We start from the raw sequence: 22556 nt of genomic DNA, 5'->3' as shown, positions 1-22556 counted from the left end.
TGACTAAGGTGAGAAAAAGACAAATTGTCATAGGTGCGGTAGGCGTATGTGTGGTTTTGGGACTGGGGATATTTCAAGTGGCAAAACCAGCTATGATATACAAGACATCTACGATCATACAGACGACAATAAATAAAAAGCTAAATGGAACATGTGGATTTGCAGCTCTTTCTATGGACTGGAGAGGGAGAATTATATTGCAACATCCATTTGTCAAAGATAATAAAGGCCGCCTCGTGCTAACGAGTAATCATCTGTCTATACAAGTTAGTCCTTTTAAGATGATTCGTGTTTTACAAGGGCAAAGCATGGTAGAAGCTATTGATCTGATTGAAATACAAAAACCAGTAGTTCATGTATGGCAAGAGACGGAAGATCATACATGGAATGTGTTGGCTTTAGTGAAAAAGGACAATCGGCCGGTTGAATCTAGGTTTGGTGGTAATGTAGTTTTTCATGATGGTACTGTACGCTTGAGATTAGCAGATGGACAACTTGTCATGATAGAAACTTGTAGTGGTACTGTGAAAAAAAATAGTAATTCTCAATGGGTTGGTTCTAGTGAAGGGACATTGCAAGGGAAAAAATTTCGTATGTTAGGTCAGTATACGAATCCCAATGTATGGCAAGGTCAGTTTCGTTGTGATGAAATTGATGCTCCGTGGGTAAATTATGTGTTTAATGCTAAGCAGCTGTCAGGCGTTATCGAGCGGGGAAAGTTACAGCAGCTACGGTTGGGGATAGCAAAGAAAAATGGGCCTATGCAACTTCAAGGAGAAGTAGACTTGCAACATCTTCAAGGTGTTATAAAAAATATACGTTTTGCAAAAAGTCAGGGACACATTGTTTTTAATACGAAGGAAATTAAATTACAACGTATTCAAGGGTTGATAAATGGACAGGATTTTCAAATTGCAGGAAAAATCAATTTTTCAGGGACTTCACCAACGGTACAAATGGCAATAGATCTTAGACATGCCAATATGCAAGCTTTTCATGCGTATATACCTAAGGATATACGGGGAAAGATGGATTTTTCTGGAACCGTGAATGGTTCAATTGATGATTTTCATGTATTAGGTCGTTTAAAGATAAGAAATGGACAGTATCGACAATTACATGTGCGTCAGATGGGCATGAATATTAAAGCAGATCAGAATTATATTTCTCTTGATAATGTGCAAGCACAGATAGGAAATGGGCAGATAAAAGGTCAATTTTCTTATGCTATACAGCAAAAGAAAATAAGGGGAAAGGCCCACATAGCTTCTCTTGACTTACGGCATATTCCAGAGATCCCAGCGTCCATAAAGGGAACGGTTACAGCAGCGGATGTCGTACTAAACGGAAGATTGGATTGGCACAATTTAAATGTGCAAATGGTGGGCGAAGGTACGCGGTTGAATGTTTACGGGGTACATATTCCCACGATGCGTTTTCAAGGACGATATCAGCAAGGAAAAGTTTTCATACATTCTTTACGAGCTTGTTTAGGTGACGGTTATTTGTTGGCCCATGGAGAGTTTGACATTATACATAATACGCCTAATGTATGGGTTCAGGCACAACAAATCGCAGTGCATAAATTAGGTATTTCATTACCTATACGCATTCATGGTTTGATTAATGGGTCGGGTCATATAGTAGGTAAATTATGGCAATGGAATGGAAATATACATGCTGAACGAGGAAGTATTGCTTCAATGAAATATGATGAAGTGGACGGCGTATTACAAGGGCAAGGAAAACAAATACACATTCCTCGTTTGGTGTGGAAATATGACGAAGGACGCCATACAATTCAAGGAGATATTAATATTCAGAATAATCGAGTAAATCTTCGTGTTGATACAACGAAAATGCGTGTAGAAGATTTATTAAAAGCTGTGCCTCAATCATTGCCACGCATTACAGGATGGGTTAATAACCAAATGCAGATTAGGGGTACTTTAATGAATCCTCAAATAGAGGGCAATATATCTTTATGGGATGGCTCTATTAAGGGATATTTGTATCAACAAATTAAAAGTACTTATACGAGAAAAAATTCTATTTGGACACTTAAAGAAGGAAGCGGTACCGCTTATGATGCTCATTTCTTATTTAAGGGTAATATAGGAAAGACATGGGATGTATCTCTGAGTGGCACGAATATAGATGTATATCGTTTGCTTAAAAAAAATGACAATATTCCTCGGGGGAAGATGGAATTACAACTTCATTTGAGGGGGGCGGTAACAGATCCGATTTTAGAAGGACGTTTTAGCGGAAAAAAATTGGCGATTCGGGATACTCTTTTGACAGATATACAGGGCGATATTTATTATCATCGAAAAAAAATTGCGTTGCAGTCGTTTCAGTTTCGTCAAAAGAACAGTACGTTTAGTTCGTGGCTCCAGTATGATATTGCAACGCAGCGGATACGCGGAGAAGGACATGTTGAAAAGGGGAATATACCTAGCTTGATTCAATTTAGTAATGTTCCATTGCAACATATCACTGGGCAGGTAGATGGTGATATATTTCTTGACGGTTATTTGACGCACCCTAAAATTGCCGTGAGAGGCTGGATATCTGAAGGAAATATTGCAGGATATTCTGTAGAGCCAGCTCCTATTGATATTATGTATGATAATAAAAAGTTAAATATCAATACGTTTACATTTAAGAGTGGTCAAACTATATTTGCTGCGAAAGGAGTATATACGACAAATGGACCTGTTAATATGCAGGTTGCATTGAAAAACGTTTCTTCAAAAGCGTTGTTTTCTGTTGTGGGTAGAGATAATATTCCTCTGGTTGCTCCGATGGATGTTGTGCTAGATGTGCGGCGAAAGAATAAACGAGTGCAGGCAGATGTGTCGTTACAGATAGGTGAGGGAACTTTTAATCATATTCCTTTTAGTAAGGTATATGCCTTGGGAAATATTAAAGAAGGAAAATTAATTCTTAATCAAGTGCATGTTTCTAAGGGTAAATATCGTATTAGTGCTAATGGAATGATTCCGTTGGAAACGTTGCGTAGAACCGATTCTATGGAACCGATGTCTGTTAGTTTGAAATTGGATAATGCGAATTTAGATGCATTAACGTTTATCACTCCTTTGGTAAAATCAGCACAAGGGGATGTAAAGGGAACGCTTAATTTAGGTGGAACTGTGTCCCATCCATTGCTGCAGGGGAATATTGCTTTTACAGATGGTATGATTCAGTTTAGAGATTTGAAATATCCGTTAAGGAAGTTAACGGGGGTGCTTTCATTTAATGGACAAAAGGGAAATATAAATATATCGGGTGATATGGATAAAGAAGGCACGTCTAAGCCAGGACATCTTACGGTTATGGGTAAAGGTGCGTGGAAGGGGTGGCAGTTTACTTCTTATCAGATACAAGTTGATGCAGATCATTTGTATGTAGATAGTAAATACTATAAGGGACCGCTCCAAGGTCATATGCGTCTTGAAAATGGAAAAAATATGCCTAAATTAAGTGGAAATGTTATGTTGGAACATGTCACTATGGGTATTCCATTAGTGGTTTCGGACAGCACCTTTACTATCCCGCTCGGGTTAGATTTCACTGTAACGGCGGGTAATGCAGTGCGGTTGTATAATTCTGCAATATATGATTTAATGATAAAGGGTACATCTACGTTTAAAGGAACAACTTTACAACCTCATGCGGTTGGAAAATTTGTCGCCCAATCTGGGTCTATTCGGTATTTAGATACCAATTTTAAGATAACGAAGGCTCAAGCTGATTTTTCACAACGTAAGTCATTGTTGCCCGTGATGGATATAGAAGGGTATAGTAAAGTTGGTCAATATGATGTTACATTGATTATGCGAGGACCGGCAGATCAGATGGATTTGGTATTGCGTTCGAATCCACCGCTTACAAAAACACAAATTGTATCGTTGATCACATTGCGAAACAGTAATGGTAAACAGTTAAGTACTTTGGATGATACAAGTATACATCAATTATTTGATTCAGGTATTCGTATGACACTGAATAGTTTGGGTATTACACAAAAATTAGAACAGGCTTTATCATTGGATCGATTGATTGTCACGAACGGTTCATTAAATTTGAATGATCGCAATACGGATTTAAGTCGTAATTATTATAATATTGAAATGGGTAAGTATGTACGGGATAATATCATGTTAACTGCTGCATTTGGCTTAAATCATAAAGATAATCGTTTAGGAGTAGAATATGATTTAATGCGGGGACTTAGTTTGAATGCTTGGAAGTCCCGTAAGTCATTATATTTAGGTGGTACATATCGTTACATGTTTTGATGTGGGAGGGAAGTTGTATGTTAACTTCATATTTAAAAGAACTCAATACGATTTCTCTTTTATCGCGAGAAGAAGAAATGCGACTTTGGAAGGCGTATAAAGAAAAAGGAGATATTGCTGCCCGAGCAAAGTTGATTGAGCAATATCAGCCATTGGTTTTTAAAGAAGTGCTCCATTTATCTATGCCGACTGAATGGCAATTAGATGCTATTCAAGAAGGTACATTGGGACTTATAGATGCGGTGGAGCGTTTTCAAATAGAAAAAGGTATTGCCTTTTCTTTGTATGCAGTGCATCGTATTCGTGGCGAAATTTTACATTATTTGCAACGCGAGGGACGACATATGTATCAATCGTTGAATGAGGAAGACGAATACGGTCATATGATCCAAGATTATATTATAGATAGTGCTAATGATGTTACTACTCAAACGGAAAATAAACTTCTTTTTGAGGATGTTATTAAATTACTTGCACGCTTACCTGAAAAAGAACAAGTCGTACTATCAGGCGTATACTTGCAAGATCGGCAACAAAAAAGTATTGCGGAAGAATTGCAAATTAGCGTATCCTATGTATATCGTTTGCGTCAGAAAGGCATTCGGCGGATTCGAGGTATGGTGAGTCAATTGATGAGAGAGAAAAAGAAGAGTAAATGAGTATTGTCGTTGAGTAAAAAAGAGCAAACAGAATGAATGTATGGTTAATATATTCATTTTGAAACTTTTTATCTGTTGAAAAAAAGGCTTCTTTATAGGATTTTAATAACATAGTCTAGAAGGGAGCTAACTATGAAGAAGAGGGATAAAAAAATGGCGGTACATGTTCGTTCTGCACGAATTTGGTTAGAAAAAGCAGAGCGTGCTTTTGCGACTGATGCAGGGATTAAAGGGGAATTAAATTTGATGCTTGCTGAAGCGGAAATGAAAAACATGCGCAAACAAAACCAATATTATAGCAGTATAAAACGAGTATTGATAGGTTTTAGCTGTTTGTGTATAGTAGTAGTTATTATTTATAATGGCATGTTTTTTTTGAATGAAAAAAATAATTTATCGCCCTCTTCTGTACAAAAACCAACATCTGTATCTGCTTCGATAACTTCACATGAGTTAAAGGGGGAAACGAAAAAAAAGACGACGCAGACAGAACCAATTGTGTTTTCTGATGTAAAGACACATCGGGAAATAAAACATCAGCCTTCTTCTATACCAATACGAACTGCTGAGGTACAACCAGTAGTAGCATCAAAACAGGATAAAGAAGAAAATATTTTATCAGAAAGACAAATGCAAGAAACCGTACAAGCGGCAAGAGTCAGTTTGCAACGTGCGGAAATACAAAGTGAATAATGGAGGATTTTATGAAAACATGTACGAAACAACTTTTGACGGTAATGATAACTAGTGCATTGATGGCAGGTCCTGCATGGGCAGCTAATCAAGAAATGTCAACGATGGCTCCTACGATAACACAAGCAGCGACACAGGGAGACCAGGAAAGTAATAACGCGATTATGTCACAAGTAGCAAATCAAGCGTCGGAAGTGTCAGCCCAAACAGGGTTGCGTTCTACATTTAAGGGTAAACCAGTTGGATATTTTACTGGTATTGGAGATGTTATGATTGACCAAAGCGTGCCATCTCAACCATTTGCTGTGTTACAGCCAGGTGCGGAAATGAATTTGCCTTATGGAGATGAAGTGAGTGATGCTGATATTGCTAAATATATTGGGAAAACGATTACTTCTATTCAAGTTGCCAATGTTGAGGATAAGCAATTGGAAGCGGCCTTAAAAAAACGGTTTATCCTGCAGGTAGGGGATGCAGTGCAAGCGAATTATTTACGGCATGATGTTAATATATTGGGTGCATCTGGATTGTTTGCAACGATAAAACCGACTTTTCAAGTAGTGCCAGAAGGCGTGAAGTTAATTTATGTTGTTAAACAAAATCCGAGAATTACTCGTATTTCTATTAGAGGAAATAAATCTATTCCTGCAACGAAATTGCATCAATTATTAAACATTAAACCAGGCATGACGTTAAATACGACTTTCCTCAGTAAGGATGTTGCAAATATTAATTTATTATATAATAATTGGGGATATATGATTAGCCATGTTTCCGAAGTGAAAATGAACGATTCTGGGGTATTATGTATTGGTATTTCGGAGGCCCAAATAGAAGATATTCGTATTCGTGGTAATATAAAGACGAAAGATCATGTTATTTTACGTGAAATGCGGTTAGGTAAGGGTGATATTTTTAATAAAGAATTAGTGAGCCGTAGTATCCAACGTATTTATAATACGGGATATTTTGAAGATGTTAATGTGCGGTTATTACAAGGACAACAAGACCCACAAAATGTTATTTTGGAAATTGAAGTAGCAGAACAAAAGACAGGCTCTATTACTATCGGTGCAGGATATTCTGATGCAGATGGTTTTGTCGGAGTAATAGGCTTAAGTGAAACGAATTTGCGTGGTACGGGTGATAAAGTAAATATTAATTGGGAATTTGGCGGTAAGTCGCGTTCGAATAAGAACCACAGTTTATCATATACACATCCATGGTTAAATAAATATGGCGATTCATTAGGATTTAGTTTATATGATAGAAAGGGACAACAAACTGATTATGGTAGTGGCGGCAAGGCCATTGCTACGTATGAAAAGAAAACACGAGGATTAGGGATTACGTATGGTCGGTCACGGGGTGAATATTCGGCAGATTACTTTACTTTGGAATTAAAGAAGAGCGAATACGTGCGAGCTATTAGTGGGAAAGACTATCTTGCTGGTGATGTGAAGAGCAAACAGTTTTTAAAAAATAATTTTGGTCGTTCACATAGCTTGACATGGGCACATGTATTTGATAATCGAGATAATGTTTTTGATCCGTCACGAGGAAAACGCATCTCTTTAACATCTATTGTTACTGGATATGGATTAGGCGGTGATTTTAAGTATACAAAATTTATTGCTGAAGCACGGACATATCATAAAGTTAGCAATGGACGTGTGCTTGCCTTTCGTTTAATGGGTGGTATAGGCTTTGGCTCGGTTCCTTATAATGAATTATTTGCTTTAGGTGGAGCGGATACAATTCGTGGTTATGAAGATGATGAGTTTAGAGGCAAGAAAATGTATGCTGCAACATTGGAATACAGATATCCTATTGCAAAAAAAATTCAAGGGGTTGTGTTTGCTGACGTAGGTAATGCATGGGGTGGCACACAAGATATTGAAGGATACCAGGATGGTAATAAATTACATGCAGCAGGTGGATTAGGATTCCGCGTTACTACACCGATTGGTCCCGTTCGATTAGATTATGCATGGGGACAAAATGGAGGTAAATTCCATTTTAGCTTTGGCGGTAAATTCTAATATAATGGGGGGACAGTATGATGAAAAAAAATGGATACCGTTATGTATGTTGTTGATGGGATTCGTTTTTCCAGTTTCGGCTGCTCCCATTACACATGTTCAGGTTACAGTGAAAACGGCACAATACGCGTTGCCGCCTATTGTGCAAGCACGGATTGGGGCCAGTATTCAAACGGTAGGCAATCATGTGTTATTAAATCAAGATAGTCAGACCATTAAGGCTCAACAAGCGGCATATGTCCGTACGTTAAATGATATTGTCAATCGTGTTTTAATTGGTTATACCGTAGATGATATTTCTCTCAAACCAGGAACGGATACGCAATTGATGGTGCGTATCCGTCCTTGGAATGATACGGTTCAAAAGGTAACGCTTTCTATGGATTATGGAGCGGTTACTCCCTTAGGAAAAACTTATATTCAAGAAGATATACAATCTATAGAAGGAGTTGTCGATAATCTTTTATTGGGGCTTCCTATAGAGTCATTAGATTGGGCACAATTTACGGTTAAAGAGGTATTAGAAAAAAAATAGCCGATATGCTACCTGAGTTTTATGCCCATATTACAATTAAACCAGGGAAAACTAGTGCTGTTACCATTTTCTTTATTCCTAAATTGCCCGTGGTGCGACAGGTTGAGGCGAATGTTGAATCAGAACATGTTCCTCAGCTTCTTTTTTTGCAGGCACAACGAAATGTGGCAAATAAATATGCTGGGTTGGAAGGATTACCTATAGATTTTATTAAACGGCATAGTATGGCGATACAAGAACAAATTTATAAAGACATGTCTGAACAAGGTGTCATTAGAAGATACAAAATTAATGTTACACCTAAGCTGTTTGTGGGGGAAAAAACGCAGATTTATTTGCAGGCTAAAACACGGATATATGATATTCGTGGATTAGTGTATATGGATATTGGTAGAACGCAGAATCAATACATAGGAGAAACAGTGTTACAAGCTCATCTTGGTAGAAAAATAGGGACACAGCATGAAGTTTTTACAGATGTGCAGTTACGCCCAGGTAATTTTACATGGAATATGAGATTAGGATATTTTTGTCAAGCCAAACGGGTGCAGTTAGGTATCCGGTATGAAACGGCAGATGAAACAGTACATGTTTTTGGGAATGTTGATTGGCAAAAACGATGGCAATGGCGCTGGGATCGTAATATGACGATGAAGCGTAATGAATGGGGATTTCGTCATCGGATGCGTAATTATTTAGGGATAGAATATGTGGTGTCATCAACGGATCATTGGATTCGTTTGTTAGGATATATGTAAAATAAAGGAGTAATGTTATTATGATGTCAGAATTAGGTAACAAAAAAAATGTAAAAGTATTTTCAGCAGCGATTGCAGTTATATTTGTTCTAAGTATTGCTGGTTTGGCAGTGATGCAAATGGGAAATCCTGTAGATGCCGCACCATCTAGTAATATAGGGGTTGTAGATATGAGTAAGGCTGTACCGCCTGATAATAAAGACATTCAAGAAGCCCAGCAGAAAATGCAACAAATCAGCTCAGATATGCAAAAACAGTTTGAACAACAATCGGCAAATATGACAGAAGAACAAAAACAAGAATTATTCCAAAAAATGCAGGCTGAATTAGCACAAAAAAATCAAGAATTAATTAAAACAGTACAAGCTAAAGTGGAAACAGCTATCGGTGATGTCGCTAAAACAAAAGGACTGAGCGTCGTTTTAGATAAGCGTGCTGTATTGTATGGAGGGACAGATATTACCGAACAAGTTGCTAAAAAAATGAGTGCTACGCCAGCTAAATAAATGATGACTATAGGCAGGAAAGGGCGTGGCATAACATCCCATATAACAAGCTGAGGTTTGTTATATGGTCATTAATGAGAAGGCAATAGACAGAAAGGATAGGCATTTTTTATAAGTTGTTAGGTTGAGAGGGATTTACTTGGCGTTAGAAGAAGGAAGAAAATAATACATCTTATTGTAAAAATGTTTTTTCTCGTATACAAGTATGGCGAATGGTAGACATTATTGCAAATTTAAGATGACAGGAGGAAGTTGGCATGAATTTGAAAATACGGAAAATCATAACAGGATTTTCGTTGGTTGTAATGGTGGGAATGATTGCTGGGTGTGGAAGTGCTGATCGTGTGGGAACGGTGGACATGAATCAGGTTATGGAAAAAGCCCCAGCAGCACAAAAGATAAAAAAAGATATTGAAAATAAAGAAAATCAGAAGCAGCAAGAGTTGATTGCGGCGAAAAGTCAACTTTCTCCTGCGGAATATCAGAAAAAAGAACAACAAGTACAGCAAGAAATGCAAATCTATGCAACGAGTATGCAACGACAATTTCAAGCACAATTAGAAAGTCAATTAGCAGGGATTGCAAAAGAAAAAAAAGTAGGAATTGTTGTATATAAAGAAGCAGCACCTCAAGGTGGTATTGATGTTACACCTGAAGTCATTGCAAAATTGCAGTAAAGGAGTTTAGAGTGGTGAAAAAAACGGTACAGGAATTGGCAGAATTTGTAGGTGGTACATATGTGGGAATGGGTAGTACTATCATTGATGATGTAAAAGGATTACAAGAGGCAGGTGGTCATGATATTACGTTTGCTGTTGATCCATATACAGAGTATTTACCACAGGTGAAAGCAGGTGCTATTATCGTTGAGCGAGAAGTTCCAGCCGGAGATAACACATTAATTATTGTAGATAATCCTCGGCTTGCTTTTTCTCAACTACTTCTTCTATTTCACCCGCGTCAAGAAATTGTAGCTGAAATTCATCCTACTGCGATTATTGATAAGACAGCTAAAATAGGAAAGAATACAGCTGTTATGCCATATGTAGTCATTGGGAGACAGGTGGAAATAGGGGATAATTGTAGCATTTATCCGTATGTGTTTTTAGGGGATAATGTTAAAATTGGAAAGGGTGCAACTATTTATCCCGGTGCTGTTATCCATGAAAATTGTCGTATTGGAGAAAATGCGGTTATTCGTGCACATGCTGTTATTGGGGGAGAAGGATTTGGATTTGCTACGAAAAATGGTAAGCATATTCGTATTCCTCAAATTGGAAATGTGGATATTAGCGATGATGTAGAAATTGGAGCTTGTACTTGCATTGATAATGGGACATTGGGTTCGACATGTATTCAGCGAGGAACGAAAATAGATAATTTAGTTCATTTAGGGCATAATGTGGAAATAGGAGAAGATTGTTTTTTGATTGCTCAAACGGGTATTGCCGGTAGTACAAAAGCGGGAAATCATGTTACGTTTGCTGGGCAAACGGGATGTACTGGGCATGTTACGATTTGCGACAATGCCGTTTTTGCAGGCAAGACAGGAATTACAGGAAATATTGCTAAGGGAGGCGTATATGCGGGATTTCCAGCTCGTCCACATATGGAATGGAGTCGTACACAAGCACATATAAAGCATTTGCCGAGCTTAGTGAAAAAAATAAAGGCATTAGAAAAAAAATACGTGAATTAGAAACAAAACACGCATAGGTGATCTTATGTATATAGCAATGAAAGTGTTAAGTTTTATTCTTTGTCATCTATCGTATTCAGGCAGACGGCAAAGCGCACAATGGCTAGGAATGTTATTTTGGTTATTAGTACCTCAGAAGAGAAAAAAATTGGCTCAACAACAAATTTTGAATTGTAGGTTAACATTAGATCCTATAAAAGCAATGAGGATTGCAAAAGCAAGCACGGTGCGTTTTGGCACGATGATTGTATCGGTGTTGACCTATCCTTTGTACAAGACGAAGGGATTTTCTACCAATATTGTTTGGCATGGAAAAGCGTATTTGGATGAGCAGCTAAAACAAGGAACAGGTGCAATTATTATGGCTTCTCATGCAGGAAATTGGGAAGTATTAGGGGCCGCTCTTGCGATGGAAGGATATCCGTTAATCTCGGTTGCTCAGAGGCAAAATAGTCAAGGTGCTGATAAATTTATTAATGAATATCGCCGATTGATGAGGCAGCATGTAACTTATAAAACAGGCATTCGGGATATGGTACGGTTATTAAAAAGTGGGCATTATATTGGTTTGTTGATGGATCAAGATCCAGGGATGACGGGTATTCCTGTTCAGTTTTTTCAACAAAGAACATTAACCGCAGATGGTCCAGCAAAACTAGCAAGTATAGGAAATTATCCGATTTATCCTATATTTATTACAGAACGAGCTTGGAATCAATATGATATTACGATTCATCCACCTATTTTTGTATCAGCAAAATCTACACCTTTGTCGGGCAAAGCAAAGAAAGATGCTGTATATCGGGTTACACAACAATTGAATGATATATTAGAGAACCATATTACAGCACATCCGGAAGATTGGTTTTGGTTGCATAATCGGTGGAAATGGACACGTCGGTATGATTTAAAACAAAAATATAAAAAGACTGAATGACAATGAAGATCTAAATATCGAGATATATTGGTATGATTGAAGATAAATTGACGGACAGTCTTTTTTTATTGACAGAAGGGTATACTTTTATTCATAATATATGTAGCAAATAAAAGGAGAGAAGCAGTATGAATAACATGGATACAAGTTGTGTAAATGCTATTCGCATTTTATCGGCAGATGCAATTGAAAAAGCTAATTCGGGTCATCCGGGGTTACCCTTAGGGGCGGCACCGATGGCATATGAGTTGTGGGCATATCATATGAAGCATAATCCCAATGATGCTAAGTGGGAAAATAGAGATCGATTTGTTTTGTCGGGTGGACACGGATCAATGTTGTTATATTCGTTACTTCACTTGTTTGGATATGGGATGAAATTAGATGATATCAAGAATTTTCGTCAATGGGGGTCGATTACACCAGGACATCCTGAATATGGGCAAACGATAGGCGTAGACGCCTCTACCGGTCCTTTAGGTGCTGGCATGGCAATGGCGGTAGGAATGGCTATGGCAGAAGCACATTTAGCGGCATTGTTTAACGAACCAGCATATCCTATTGTCGATCATTATACATTTGTTTTGGGTGGAGATGGCTGCCTAATGGAAGGGATTTCATCGGAAGCCTTTTCCCTGGCTGGTACTCTGGGGTTACATAAATTAATTGTATTGTATGATAGTAATCATATTTCGATTGAAGGAGATACCAGGTTAGCTTTTACTGAAAATGTGCAAGAACGGATGAAAGCGTTTGGTTTTCAAACGATTACCGTAGAAGATGGGACGGATTTACAGGCAATTGGTGCTGCCATTGAGCAAGCAAAGGCGGATACAGAACATCCCTCTTTCATTACGGTCAAAACGGAGATTGGATATGGATGTCCAGCCAAGCAGGGGAAAGCATCAGCCCATGGTTCCCCATTAGGTGTAGATAATGTGCGGGCTTTAAAAACTAAAGTTGGTTGGCCAGATGTAGACACGCCTTTTTTTGTTCCGGATGAAGTTTATGCGTATTATCAATCATTGGGTGCACGAGGAGAAACGGCACAAGCGGAATGGGAAAGTTTGTTCTCTGCATATAGTGAAGCGTATCCAGAAAAAAGAAAATTATGGAATACGATGCATCATGGGATAGACAAAGAACAATTATTAAAAGATGACTTATTTTGGCAATTTGAAGATAAAGCACAAGCAACACGAAGTGTATCAGAAATCATGATTAATCGCTTACAAGAACGGATGCCTCAATTGATGGGTGGTAGTGCCGATTTAGCACCGTCTAATAAAACGTATATGAAAGAGGGGGGCGATTTTAGTCGTACCGATTATCGTGGCAGAAATATACATTTCGGTGTACGTGAATTAGCTATGTCTGGTATTATGAATGGATTAGCTTTACATGGCGGTATTCATCCTTATGGGGGAACGTTTTTTGTTTTCAGCGATTATATGAAACCGATGATTCGGTTAGCGGCATTGATGGAATTGCCTAATACATATGTACTAACTCATGACAGTATTGGCGTAGGTGAAGATGGTCCTACACATGAACCGGTAGAACAATTGGCGATGTATCGTGCTATGCCTAATATGATTGTGTTTAGACCGGCTGATGCAATGGAAACTGCAGCGGCTTGGTATACTGCGGTTACGAGTCAACATACACCAGTAGCACTGATTTTATCACGACAGAATTTGCCTCAGTTGGCAGGAAGCAGCAAAGAAGCATTACGCGGTGGATATATTATTTCTGAAGCGAACAAAACTATTCCTGACGCTATTTTAATTGCAACGGGTTCAGAAGTTGCATTAGCATTACAAGCACAAACGGTATTACAGAAACAGCAGATTGCCGTACGTGTGGTTAGTATGCCTTCGATGGAATTATTTGAACAGCAAGATGAAGCTTATCGAAAAGCTGTTTTGCCAGCTTTTATACGAGCAAGAGTGGCGATTGAAGCAGGAAGCTCTTTCGGTTGGCAACGTTATGTAGGTTTGGATGGAGCTACGGTTACGTTAGACCGATTTGGTGCATCAGCACCAGCAGAGGTATTGTTTAAAGAATTTGGTTTTACGGTAGACCATATTGTTGAAAAAACAAAACAGGTATTAAGAAAATAAGTAAAGAAAGAGAATCTTAATCCGTAATAAATGCGGATAAGACTTGATTTTTTTTGCGTGTTTTATTATACTAATAACATAGAGAAAACCCTACTGTGTACGTAAATGTTCCTCGATGTTTTGAACCAACATATTTTACATTGGGAGTTTGGACTCTATTGAAGTGAGGCAATGCCTAATTTGGACTGCCGGGCCCAATAGGAGAACACCCACCTGCTCAGGCAGGCTCAAAACTCGGTTTGTAACGGCATAGTGGGGCTTCTTTCTTTTATATGATCGTAGATAAGGTAAGGTATAGCCGCCGCTAAGTTAACTTGGCAGCGGTTTATTTCATACTGGGGGATATATATGAATAGTGATAATTTATTCTCTTTAGCTGATGAAGCAGAAAAGAAAACGTTTCAACCTCTTGCTATACGAATGCGTCCTAAACATTTAGATGATATAGTAGGGCAAGAAGAGGTAACTAGTAAGGGGAGTTTTTTGCGTGGTGCAATCGAAAGAGATATGATCCCTTCGTTATTGTTTTATGGTCCTTCGGGTGTCGGAAAAACAACCATTGCTCAGGTTATAGCAATGGAAACAAAAAGTACATTTATTACGTTAAATGCGGTTATGGCAGGTATGGCAGATTTACGTAAAGTAATTCAAACGGCTAAAGATGAATTGCAATTATATCAGAGGAGAACTATTGTTTTTATTGATGAAATTCATCGTTTTAATAAAAGTCAACAAGATATATTATTACCACATGTAGAAAAGGGAACGATTATTTTGATTGGAGCGACTACGGAAAATCCGTATTTTGAAGTGAATCGACCGCTTTTATCTCGCTTGCATGTGGTATCTTTAAAACCACTTTCGGTTAAGGCGATTGGCGAGGTATTAAAGCGAGCACTTAATGATACGGAAAATGGATTAGGACAGTTTGCTATGAAGGTTTCGCCAGAGGTGTTGGAAGTTTTCGCATCTTTAGCGGAAGGTGATGCACGGATAGCACTTAATTTATTAGAACAAGTCGTGGCGGCTGCTCCTTCAGGTGAAGACATTACGATGGAGATGATAGCTAAGGTAGCAGGTCAGCGTACGTATACATATGATAAAAAAGGCGATGGACACTATAATACCATTTCAGCTTTTATTAAAAGTATGCGAGGCTCGGATCCAGATGGGGCGTTGCATTATTTGGCAAGAATGATTGAAGCAGGGGAACAACCTTCTTTTATTGCCCGACGAGTAGTTATTTGTGCCGCGGAAGATGTAGGTTTGGCAGATCCGCAAGCGTTGGTTATTGCTAATGCTGCAGCCCAAGCAATACAATTTGTCGGTTGGCCAGAAGGGCGTATTATTTTGAGTGAAGCGGTTATCTATATTGCTTGTGCACCGAAAAGTAATAGTGCGTATAAAGCAATTGATGCAGCTTTAGCCGTTGTCCGAAAGGGGAATTGTGGCGATATACCAGCATATTTAAAAGATGCTCACTACCAGGGGGCTACATCATTGGGAATAGGGGTTGGTTATAAATATCCACATGCGTATCCCCGTGGATGGGTTGCACAGCAATATTTACCAGATAATATTAAGAATCACACTTATTATAAAGAAACGGAATATGGGGAAGAAGGCGTAAAAGCAGAACAATGGCGTAAACGACGCCATGAAAAGTAAGGTAGAGGTGAAAGTTGTGAAGGGTGAACCAACAAAGAACATAGTAAAAACCAGAAAAAAAGCCGGTAGCAATCACGTAGTAAAATCTAAAAGTACAGGAACTTCTTTATTGACCTTTGAAGTTATCGGATTATGTTTCATTTTTATAGGTGTTTTTGCAACTGTTGGGATTATGGGGATTGATACGGGAACAATCGGATATGGGGTTGATGAAATATTAGCTTATGGATTTGGCTTTACACGTATTGTTGTTTCCTTATCATTGATTATTATTGGGTTAAAATATATTATAGTACGCCGTAAATTTCCACTTACTAGATCATGGGGTATATGTATGTGGATTTATTTGTTAGTACAAAGTTTAATTCATTTGGTATTTATACCACAAGAGATTACTTTTTTGCCAACGAGTATACGGATAGGGGGCGGTATTTTTGGTGCAGCTGTTGCGGCAGGATTACGTTCTCTATTTGGTGAAATATGTGCAATTATTATGATTGTTATTGTTTTTATTGGCACGTTGGTTTTATGGAAACGTTGGTCTCTTGCACGACCATTGCAAAAGGCATCTCATCAGGCATCAATTAAATTTACGCATATTTCGGATAAGACAACGAATGGGGTCCAGGATGTTGCCCGTTCTTTTCAAGAGTGGCGAGATCGGCGTGAACGTTTTTTAGAAGGACAAAAAGAAATTCAAAAATTGACATCCGCTGCATTGGCTACAAATGAAAAGGACTTACAAGTAGATGAAATACACGATAATGAATTAACTACAAAGGATATGTCTAAGAATATAGTTGATATAAACACGTATCAAGAAAAAATAGACATGGAAGAATCTGCTTTGCAGGAAGAAAAGAAAGTACTGCAGGATGCACCTGTTTCGGAAAAAAAGGAAAAGCCGATTGCATCATCATCAATTTTTACGGAAGAACGATTAGGAGATATATCAGTTGTAAATCAGACCGCTGGTGATGATACAGCAATAGCATTGAATGAGATGGAGGCATTAAAGCCAGTTGAAATAGAACCGATGACAACGTCGGTAGAAATAGGTAATACTGAAACAAGTGCAGTACCTAAAGCAGTGGTGCATGAGCCATATCAATTGCCGTCGATAGAGATATTAAAACCGGGCACAGGTACGATTGGTGGCGTAAGTGCAGAAGTAAAGGAAAATGCAGCTATTTTACAATCTACTTTACAAAGCTTTAATATTGATGCACGGATTTTACATGCAAGCCAAGGTCCAGCGGTAACACGTTTTGAATTAGAACCAGCCGCAGGGGTTAAAGTAAGTAAAATCGTTCATTTAGCAGATGATATCGCATTGAAATTAGCCGCAACAGATATTCGTATAGAAGCACCTATTCCGGGAAAAGCGGCGGTGGGGATTGAGGTCCCTAATAAAAGCGTTTCATCTGTAACATTACGTGACATTTTAGAAAGCGACTCTTTCCGTTTAGCTAAAGGGGGAGTTCCCGTTAGTCTTGGAAAAGATATTGCTGGTAATCCTATTATTGCCGATTTGACAAAAATGCCTCACTTATTAGTAGCAGGTTCAACGGGCTCAGGAAAAAGTGTTTGTATTAATACCTTTATTGCGAGCATTTTATTTAAACAACGTCCAGAAGATGTAAAATTGGTATTAGTAGATCCGAAGGTAGTAGAATTATCTAATTATAATGGGATACCGCATTTGATGACGCCAGTGGTTACAGATCCGAAAAAAGCAGCTAGTGTATTACGATGGGCAGTACGCGAAATGGATGATCGATATAAACGATTTGCTTATACTAAAACGCGTGATATTTCGAGATTTAATGAATTACATCCGGAAGAAGCGATGCCGTTTATTGTTATTATTATTGATGAATTAGCTGATTTGATGATGGCTGCATCGGGTGATGTAGAAGAATCTATTTGTCGCTTGGCACAAAAAGCTCGTGCTTGTGGGATGCATTTAGTATTAGCAACACAACGTCCCTCGGTAGATGTGTTAACGGGATTGATTAAGGCGAATGTACCGAGTCGTATTGCCTTTGCTGTATCTAGTCAAATTGATTCAAGAACAATTTTAGATATGGCAGGAGCAGAAAAATTAATCGGTAAAGGTGATATGTTGTTTTATCCGATGGGGGCATCAAAGCCCATTCGAGTACAAGGTGCATTCATTTCTGATACGGAAATTGATGAGGTTGTAGAATTTATAAAACAGCAACGGAAACCTCATTATGATGAAGAAGTAGAAGCAGCCCAACAAGAAGATAAAGAAATGGGCGATTTTTTTGAAGATGATCTCATGGAACAAGCTATTAATATGGTTTTAGAAACAGGTCAAGCATCGGCATCTATGTTGCAACGGCGTTTTCGTATTGGGTATACGCGTGCTGCTCGATTAATAGATATGATGGAAGCGATGCACATTGTAGGAGCAAATAATGGTAGTAAGCCACGAGAAATTTTAATGACGGAGGAAGAAATACAAGAAAAGTTTGGGTTTTAACTATATCCGGTATAGTATAGAGTTTTTCGCTAAGCGGATGGGGGAAGGAGAATTGAACGTGGCAACAACTGGCAATCTGTTACGTTCTGAACGTGAACGACAAGGCTGGACATTACAAGAAGTATCAGTAGCGATACATATAAAAATAGAATATTTACAAGCACTTGAAATGGATCAATATGATTGTATCCCCGGAGAGGTGTTTGTAAAAGGGTTTATACGGTGTTATGCTTCTTTTTTAGGGGTTTCAGGAGAACCGTTAGTATCCGTATATAAGAAAAAAGGTATTACGATAGATAAGGACAACAAAGGACTGTCTTCGATGACAGATGTAAAAGAAACAAGGATACGCAAACGATACACAAAAAAGAAGGCACGATGGGTAGAAATTAGCCTTGTTGCAGGATTTCTTATTTTTTTAGTACTTATAATATGGATGAGGTAGTTATTTTGTTTATGTGAAAGAGGATTATATGAAACGATATATACCGTTGGGGACTTTAACCGTTTTTATTATAGTGATATTTGCTTGTAGTTATTATGTGTTTAATATACGGGAAAAGGCATCTCAGCAAATGCAAACTACGGCAGTACGGCATGTTATGGTTTTTTCTGATTTACCATCAGAGATAAATCAGGAAATGGCAACTGTTTTTTATCAACGAACAGGTATGCGGGTACAAATACGTACGGTGAGTGATAGTAATTTAAAATATTTGATGACCAATGTGGAAACAACGGAAAAACCAGATATTATTATTGCGACTGAACCCGTATTACGTATGGCTGGTGCAAACGGTCGTTTGCGTTCTTTTCCGGTAGTACCAAAAGAGCAAGTTTCTTTTCGTTTTCGGGATAAAAATCGGCGGTGGTTAGGGCTTTGGTACAATCCGACTGTATTTGTTGTGCGTTCAGAATATTATCAAAATCATGGTGGGAATATTCAAGGCTGGGAGGATTTAATTGTTGAAAACAAAGTGCGAATAGCGGTTCCCGATTTTGCCGCTACGGATATGGCAGGCGATTTGCTTTGTACGTTGGTAGAAGTAAATGGTATACAGAAGATGAAGACTTATTTACAAGCTATTCAACAAAACAGCGTATCTTATGCTAAAACGTTATCAATTAGTGCTAGACGCGTAGCTAGTGGTGAAGTGGATATTGGTGTTGTCGATGGTTCCCATGCACGGCAGTATCAAAAAGATGGAGCACCCATGGTTATAGTGTATCCAAAGGAAGGTACGGCTTATTGGTTAACGGGTGTAGGTGTTACTATTTGGAATCATGATGATGAATTTTCTAATCGTTTTTTAGAGTGGTTATTCTCTGAGGATATAGTGCAAATTTTGCAAAAAAATAAAATATTTGTAGATTTTACGACACCGATGATTCATCAAGAAGCAGATATACAAGGAAAATCATTGCGGGTATTTCCTGTACGAAAAGAATATACGGAAGAAGGTAGACTCGCATTGCAAGAATGGTGGGTACGGACGATTCGTTTTGGAAAGGATAATTAGATGGAAAAAATTGGATTTGTTAGTTTAGGGTGTTCTAAAAATTTAGTGGATACTGAGGTGATGTTGGGCATTTTAAAAGAACGCCATATGACGATAACAGACGATTTATCATTAGCGGATATTATCATTATTAATACGTGCACGTTTATTGAAAAGGCAAAGCAAGAATCCATTCAAGCTATTTTAGATGCAGCTCAGTATAAAGAAACGGGTCGATGTCAAATGTTATTAGTGACAGGTTGTCTGAGTCAGCAATATAAAGAAGAATTATTAAAGGAAATGCCAGAAATTGATGTATTGTTAGGAACTGGCTCTTGGGATCGTGTGTGGGAAGCCATTACTACGGTGCGACAGGGAAAAAGAGTATGTTTTATGGATGATGTTAGCCATTTATATGACCAAAAGACAAGTCGTTTACGAACGACTCCTGCATACAGTGCTTATGTCAAAATTGGTGAAGGCTGCAATAACGCTTGTACCTTTTGTATTATTCCTCGTGTGCGAGGAAAGTTATATAGTCGCCCCATTGAATCCATTGTAGCGGAAGTAGAATCATTGGCAAAAGAAGGGGTTAAAGAGATTAATATCATTGCTCAAGATACGACCAGCTATGGCGTAGATTTAGTGGGCTACTCTTTGTTACCTACTTTGTTAAAACAATTGGTTACGATTAAGGGAATTTCATGGATTCGATTATTTTATTTGTATCCTCATTTTTTTACAGAAGAGTTAATGGATTTGATTATTCGAGAAGATAAAATTTGTCCATATGTAGATTTACCACTACAACATATTGCACAAGGTGTATTAGAACGGATGAATCGTAAAGATTCAGAAGAGGATGTCCGAAAATTAGTAAAAAAATTAGCTAAAAAAGATAGAAAATTAACGTTACGTTCGACTTTTATTGTGGGATTTCCAGGAGAAACGGAAGAAGAATTTTTTCAGTTAAAGACATTTTTGCAAGAAACTGAATTTGATGATGTAGGAGTATTTACGTATTCTCAGGAAGAGGGAACACCAGCGGCCAAGATGACGGAACAAATTTCAGAAGAAGTCAAAGAGGAACGGTATCATACATTAATGGCTGTACAAGCACAGGTTTCAGAAAAGCGAAATCGGTTGTTAGAAGGAACGGAACATACGATGTTAATTGAACGGATTGAAAAAGAAGGAGAGGTCTGTCAAGCGGTAGGACGTATTGAAATTCAAGCACCTGAGGTAGATGGATTAACTTATTTGGATAATGCTGAAACGGTTTGTCCAGGTGATATGGTGCGAGTACGAATTGTACAAGGATTTGCCTATGATTTAGTAGCAGAATTAGTATAATTGAGGTGAGTCAGATGCAAGTTGAGATTATTACGGTTGGATCAGAATTGTTGTTAGGGGAAATTCTTAATCGCAATTCTCTCTTTTTATCGGAACAGTTGAATGCATTAGGATATTCTGTGTTATATCATACGACAGTAGGAGATAATATAGAGCGGTTACAGGCGGTATTAAAGCAAGCTCTTTTACGTGCAGATATCGTTATTACGACGGGTGGATTAGGACCGACACAAGGGGATATTACGAAAATAGTAGCGGCCGATGTGATGCAGGCACCTTTAGTCTTTCATGAAGAAGTGTATGATGACATAAAACAATGGTTAACTCGACGATACTCAAAACCAGTTATTACGGAGAATCAGAAACGGCAAGCAATGATTCCAGAGGGAGCTATTATTTTCTCTAATGAAGTAGGAACCGCTCCGGGAATAGCCATTCAACGAGAAAATAAGTGGATTATTCAATTGCCGGGACCACCACGGGAATTGCAATGGATGTTTTTTCAGCGTGTTGTAGCATTTTTACAGGAACAATTTGGTAATCAAGGATATATTGTATCTCGTTATATAAAGATATATGATTTAGGAGAAGCCTTGATAGAGTCCAAATTAATTGATTTAGAAAAGAACCATGCAAATCCTACGGTGGCTATGTATGCCCGTCCCGGATTTGTAGAAGTTCGCTTAACGGCGAAGGGAGGAACGCAAGAAGAAGCAAAAGCATTATTACAGCCATTACAACAGGAGGTGGAGAAAAGGTTAGGTAGGGTTGTTGTTAGTTATGACCAAGAAAATATAGCAGATGCATTGGGACGGATAGTAAAGGAAAAGCAGTTATCTATTAGTGCGGCCGAATCTTGTACGGGCGGTTTAATTGGAGCTTTTATTACAGATGTGCCTGGGTCTTCTGATTATTTTAAAGGAACTGTATGTACTTATACAAATCAGGCAAAAATGAAATTGTTGGGTGTGCGTAAAGAAACGCTAGAGGCATATACGGCGGTTAGTTCTAACGTTGCTAATGAAATGGCAAAAGGGAGCTTACGTATATATGATTCGGATATTGCTATTAGTACGACAGGAATTGCAGGTCCAGGGGGAGCAACAGAAACGCAGCCTGTAGGTTTGGTTTATACGGGGGTTACGGGTCCATGGGGAACGTGGATAAAGAAAGATGTGTATATGGGAGATCGATGCGAAATTAAGGTACGTGCCGCAACAAAAGCGATATATTATGCGGTTGCATATATTTTAAAACATACGGTATAG

The 22556-nt window shown here is 38.3% G+C and carries 17 protein-coding genes and 1 other RNA gene; all 18 read left to right on the top strand.

Annotated elements, in window-relative coordinates:
- Positions 1-8: 8 nt before the first annotated feature.
- The 18 genes from HMPREF1040_RS04115 (at position 9) to HMPREF1040_RS04040 (ending at position 22556) form a co-directional block, all read left to right on the top strand.
- Complete coding sequence (locus HMPREF1040_RS04115; protein WP_036257558.1) at positions 9-4307, top strand: translocation/assembly module TamB domain-containing protein; 4299 nt, start codon at positions 9-11, stop codon at positions 4305-4307.
- Between the two features lie 17 nt (positions 4308-4324).
- Entirely contained in the window at positions 4325-4966 is a 642-nt protein-coding gene (locus HMPREF1040_RS04110) for a sigma-70 family RNA polymerase sigma factor (RefSeq protein ID WP_007392648.1), read from the top strand.
- Positions 4967-5098: 132 nt separating this feature from the next.
- Positions 5099-5659: a hypothetical protein gene (locus tag HMPREF1040_RS04105; RefSeq protein ID WP_007392675.1), complete on the top strand. Its 561-nt coding sequence runs from the start codon at positions 5099-5101 to the stop codon at positions 5657-5659.
- An 11-nt stretch (positions 5660-5670) separates the two neighbouring features.
- Positions 5671-7701 carry an outer membrane protein assembly factor gene (locus tag HMPREF1040_RS04100; protein WP_007392643.1) on the top strand — a complete coding sequence of 677 codons (2031 nt, stop codon included), beginning with the start codon at positions 5671-5673 and terminating at the stop codon, positions 7699-7701.
- Positions 7661-8236 (top strand): hypothetical protein, encoded by a 576-nt coding sequence (locus HMPREF1040_RS07930; protein WP_007392654.1) that lies wholly within the window; start codon positions 7661-7663, stop codon positions 8234-8236. Before HMPREF1040_RS04100 ends, HMPREF1040_RS07930 begins: the two co-directional genes overlap by 41 nt.
- 5 nt (positions 8237-8241) lie before the next feature.
- Positions 8242-8994, top strand: a complete 753-nt coding sequence (locus HMPREF1040_RS07925) for a hypothetical protein (protein WP_007392672.1) — start codon at positions 8242-8244, stop codon at positions 8992-8994.
- A 20-nt stretch (positions 8995-9014) separates the two neighbouring features.
- On the top strand, positions 9015-9500 hold the full coding sequence (locus tag HMPREF1040_RS04090; RefSeq protein ID WP_007392657.1) for an OmpH family outer membrane protein: 486 nt from the start codon (positions 9015-9017) through the stop codon (positions 9498-9500).
- A gap of 257 nt (positions 9501-9757) precedes the next feature.
- Positions 9758-10177, top strand: coding sequence for an OmpH family outer membrane protein (locus HMPREF1040_RS04085; protein ID WP_007392664.1), 420 nt, complete (start codon positions 9758-9760; stop codon positions 10175-10177).
- A 14-nt stretch (positions 10178-10191) separates the two neighbouring features.
- A complete protein-coding gene (lpxD, locus tag HMPREF1040_RS04080; protein WP_007392652.1) occupies positions 10192-11199 on the top strand; it encodes a UDP-3-O-(3-hydroxymyristoyl)glucosamine N-acyltransferase in 1008 nt (335 codons plus the stop codon).
- A 25-nt stretch (positions 11200-11224) separates the two neighbouring features.
- Positions 11225-12136, top strand: a complete 912-nt coding sequence (locus HMPREF1040_RS04075; RefSeq protein ID WP_007392679.1) for a lysophospholipid acyltransferase family protein — start codon at positions 11225-11227, stop codon at positions 12134-12136.
- Between the two features lie 128 nt (positions 12137-12264).
- Positions 12265-14259 (top strand): transketolase, encoded by a 1995-nt coding sequence (tkt, locus tag HMPREF1040_RS04070; protein WP_007392655.1) that lies wholly within the window; start codon positions 12265-12267, stop codon positions 14257-14259.
- An 84-nt stretch (positions 14260-14343) separates the two neighbouring features.
- A non-coding RNA gene (gene ssrS / locus HMPREF1040_RS07825) (6S RNA) lies at positions 14344-14522 on the top strand.
- An 85-nt stretch (positions 14523-14607) separates the two neighbouring features.
- Positions 14608-15927, top strand: a complete 1320-nt coding sequence (locus HMPREF1040_RS04065; RefSeq protein ID WP_007392665.1) for a replication-associated recombination protein A — start codon at positions 14608-14610, stop codon at positions 15925-15927.
- Positions 15917-18436, top strand: a complete 2520-nt coding sequence (locus HMPREF1040_RS04060) for a DNA translocase FtsK (RefSeq protein ID WP_036257553.1) — start codon at positions 15917-15919, stop codon at positions 18434-18436. Before HMPREF1040_RS04065 ends, HMPREF1040_RS04060 begins: the two co-directional genes overlap by 11 nt.
- 58 nt (positions 18437-18494) lie before the next feature.
- Positions 18495-18881 (top strand): RodZ family helix-turn-helix domain-containing protein, encoded by a 387-nt coding sequence (locus HMPREF1040_RS04055; RefSeq protein WP_007392644.1) that lies wholly within the window; start codon positions 18495-18497, stop codon positions 18879-18881.
- A gap of 28 nt (positions 18882-18909) precedes the next feature.
- The gene (locus tag HMPREF1040_RS04050) at positions 18910-19956 is read left to right on the top strand and encodes an ABC transporter substrate-binding protein (RefSeq protein WP_007392683.1); all 1047 of its coding nucleotides are present in this window, start codon (positions 18910-18912) and stop codon (positions 19954-19956) included.
- Entirely contained in the window at positions 19957-21288 is a 1332-nt protein-coding gene (gene rimO, locus HMPREF1040_RS04045; protein WP_007392670.1) for a 30S ribosomal protein S12 methylthiotransferase RimO, read from the top strand.
- 14 nt (positions 21289-21302) lie between these two features.
- Entirely contained in the window at positions 21303-22556 is a 1254-nt protein-coding gene (locus HMPREF1040_RS04040; protein ID WP_007392639.1) for a competence/damage-inducible protein A, read from the top strand.

It is taken from the genome of Megasphaera sp. UPII 135-E, from assembly GCF_000221545.1.
GTDB classification, from domain to species: domain Bacteria; phylum Bacillota; class Negativicutes; order Veillonellales; family Megasphaeraceae; genus Megasphaera; species Megasphaera hutchinsoni.
Note: the sequence above shows the minus strand (reverse complement) of the source record. Positions and strands in the feature narration are given on the sequence as shown.

Excerpts from the sequence above, each read along its gene's own strand:
- HMPREF1040_RS04085 (WP_007392664.1), top strand. The coding sequence starts at position 9,758 with ATGAATTTGAAAATACGGAAAATCATAACAGGATTTTCGTTGGTTGTA.
- HMPREF1040_RS04050 (WP_007392683.1), top strand. The coding sequence starts at position 18,910 with ATGAAACGATATATACCGTTGGGGACTTTAACCGTTTTTATTATAGTG.
- HMPREF1040_RS04110 (WP_007392648.1), top strand. The coding sequence starts at position 4,325 with ATGTTAACTTCATATTTAAAAGAACTCAATACGATTTCTCTTTTATCG.
- HMPREF1040_RS04090 (WP_007392657.1), top strand. The coding sequence starts at position 9,015 with ATGATGTCAGAATTAGGTAACAAAAAAAATGTAAAAGTATTTTCAGCA.
- HMPREF1040_RS07925 (WP_007392672.1), top strand. The coding sequence starts at position 8,242 with ATGCTACCTGAGTTTTATGCCCATATTACAATTAAACCAGGGAAAACT.
- HMPREF1040_RS04060 (WP_036257553.1), top strand. The coding sequence starts at position 15,917 with ATGAAAAGTAAGGTAGAGGTGAAAGTTGTGAAGGGTGAACCAACAAAG.
- HMPREF1040_RS04065 (WP_007392665.1), top strand. The coding sequence starts at position 14,608 with ATGAATAGTGATAATTTATTCTCTTTAGCTGATGAAGCAGAAAAGAAA.
- HMPREF1040_RS04040 (WP_007392639.1), top strand. The coding sequence starts at position 21,303 with ATGCAAGTTGAGATTATTACGGTTGGATCAGAATTGTTGTTAGGGGAA.
- HMPREF1040_RS04105 (WP_007392675.1), top strand. The coding sequence starts at position 5,099 with ATGAAGAAGAGGGATAAAAAAATGGCGGTACATGTTCGTTCTGCACGA.
- HMPREF1040_RS04100 (WP_007392643.1), top strand. The coding sequence starts at position 5,671 with ATGAAAACATGTACGAAACAACTTTTGACGGTAATGATAACTAGTGCA.
- tkt (WP_007392655.1), top strand. The coding sequence starts at position 12,265 with ATGAATAACATGGATACAAGTTGTGTAAATGCTATTCGCATTTTATCG.
- HMPREF1040_RS07930 (WP_007392654.1), top strand. The coding sequence starts at position 7,661 with ATGGAGGTAAATTCCATTTTAGCTTTGGCGGTAAATTCTAATATAATG.
- rimO (WP_007392670.1), top strand. The coding sequence starts at position 19,957 with ATGGAAAAAATTGGATTTGTTAGTTTAGGGTGTTCTAAAAATTTAGTG.
- HMPREF1040_RS04075 (WP_007392679.1), top strand. The coding sequence starts at position 11,225 with ATGTATATAGCAATGAAAGTGTTAAGTTTTATTCTTTGTCATCTATCG.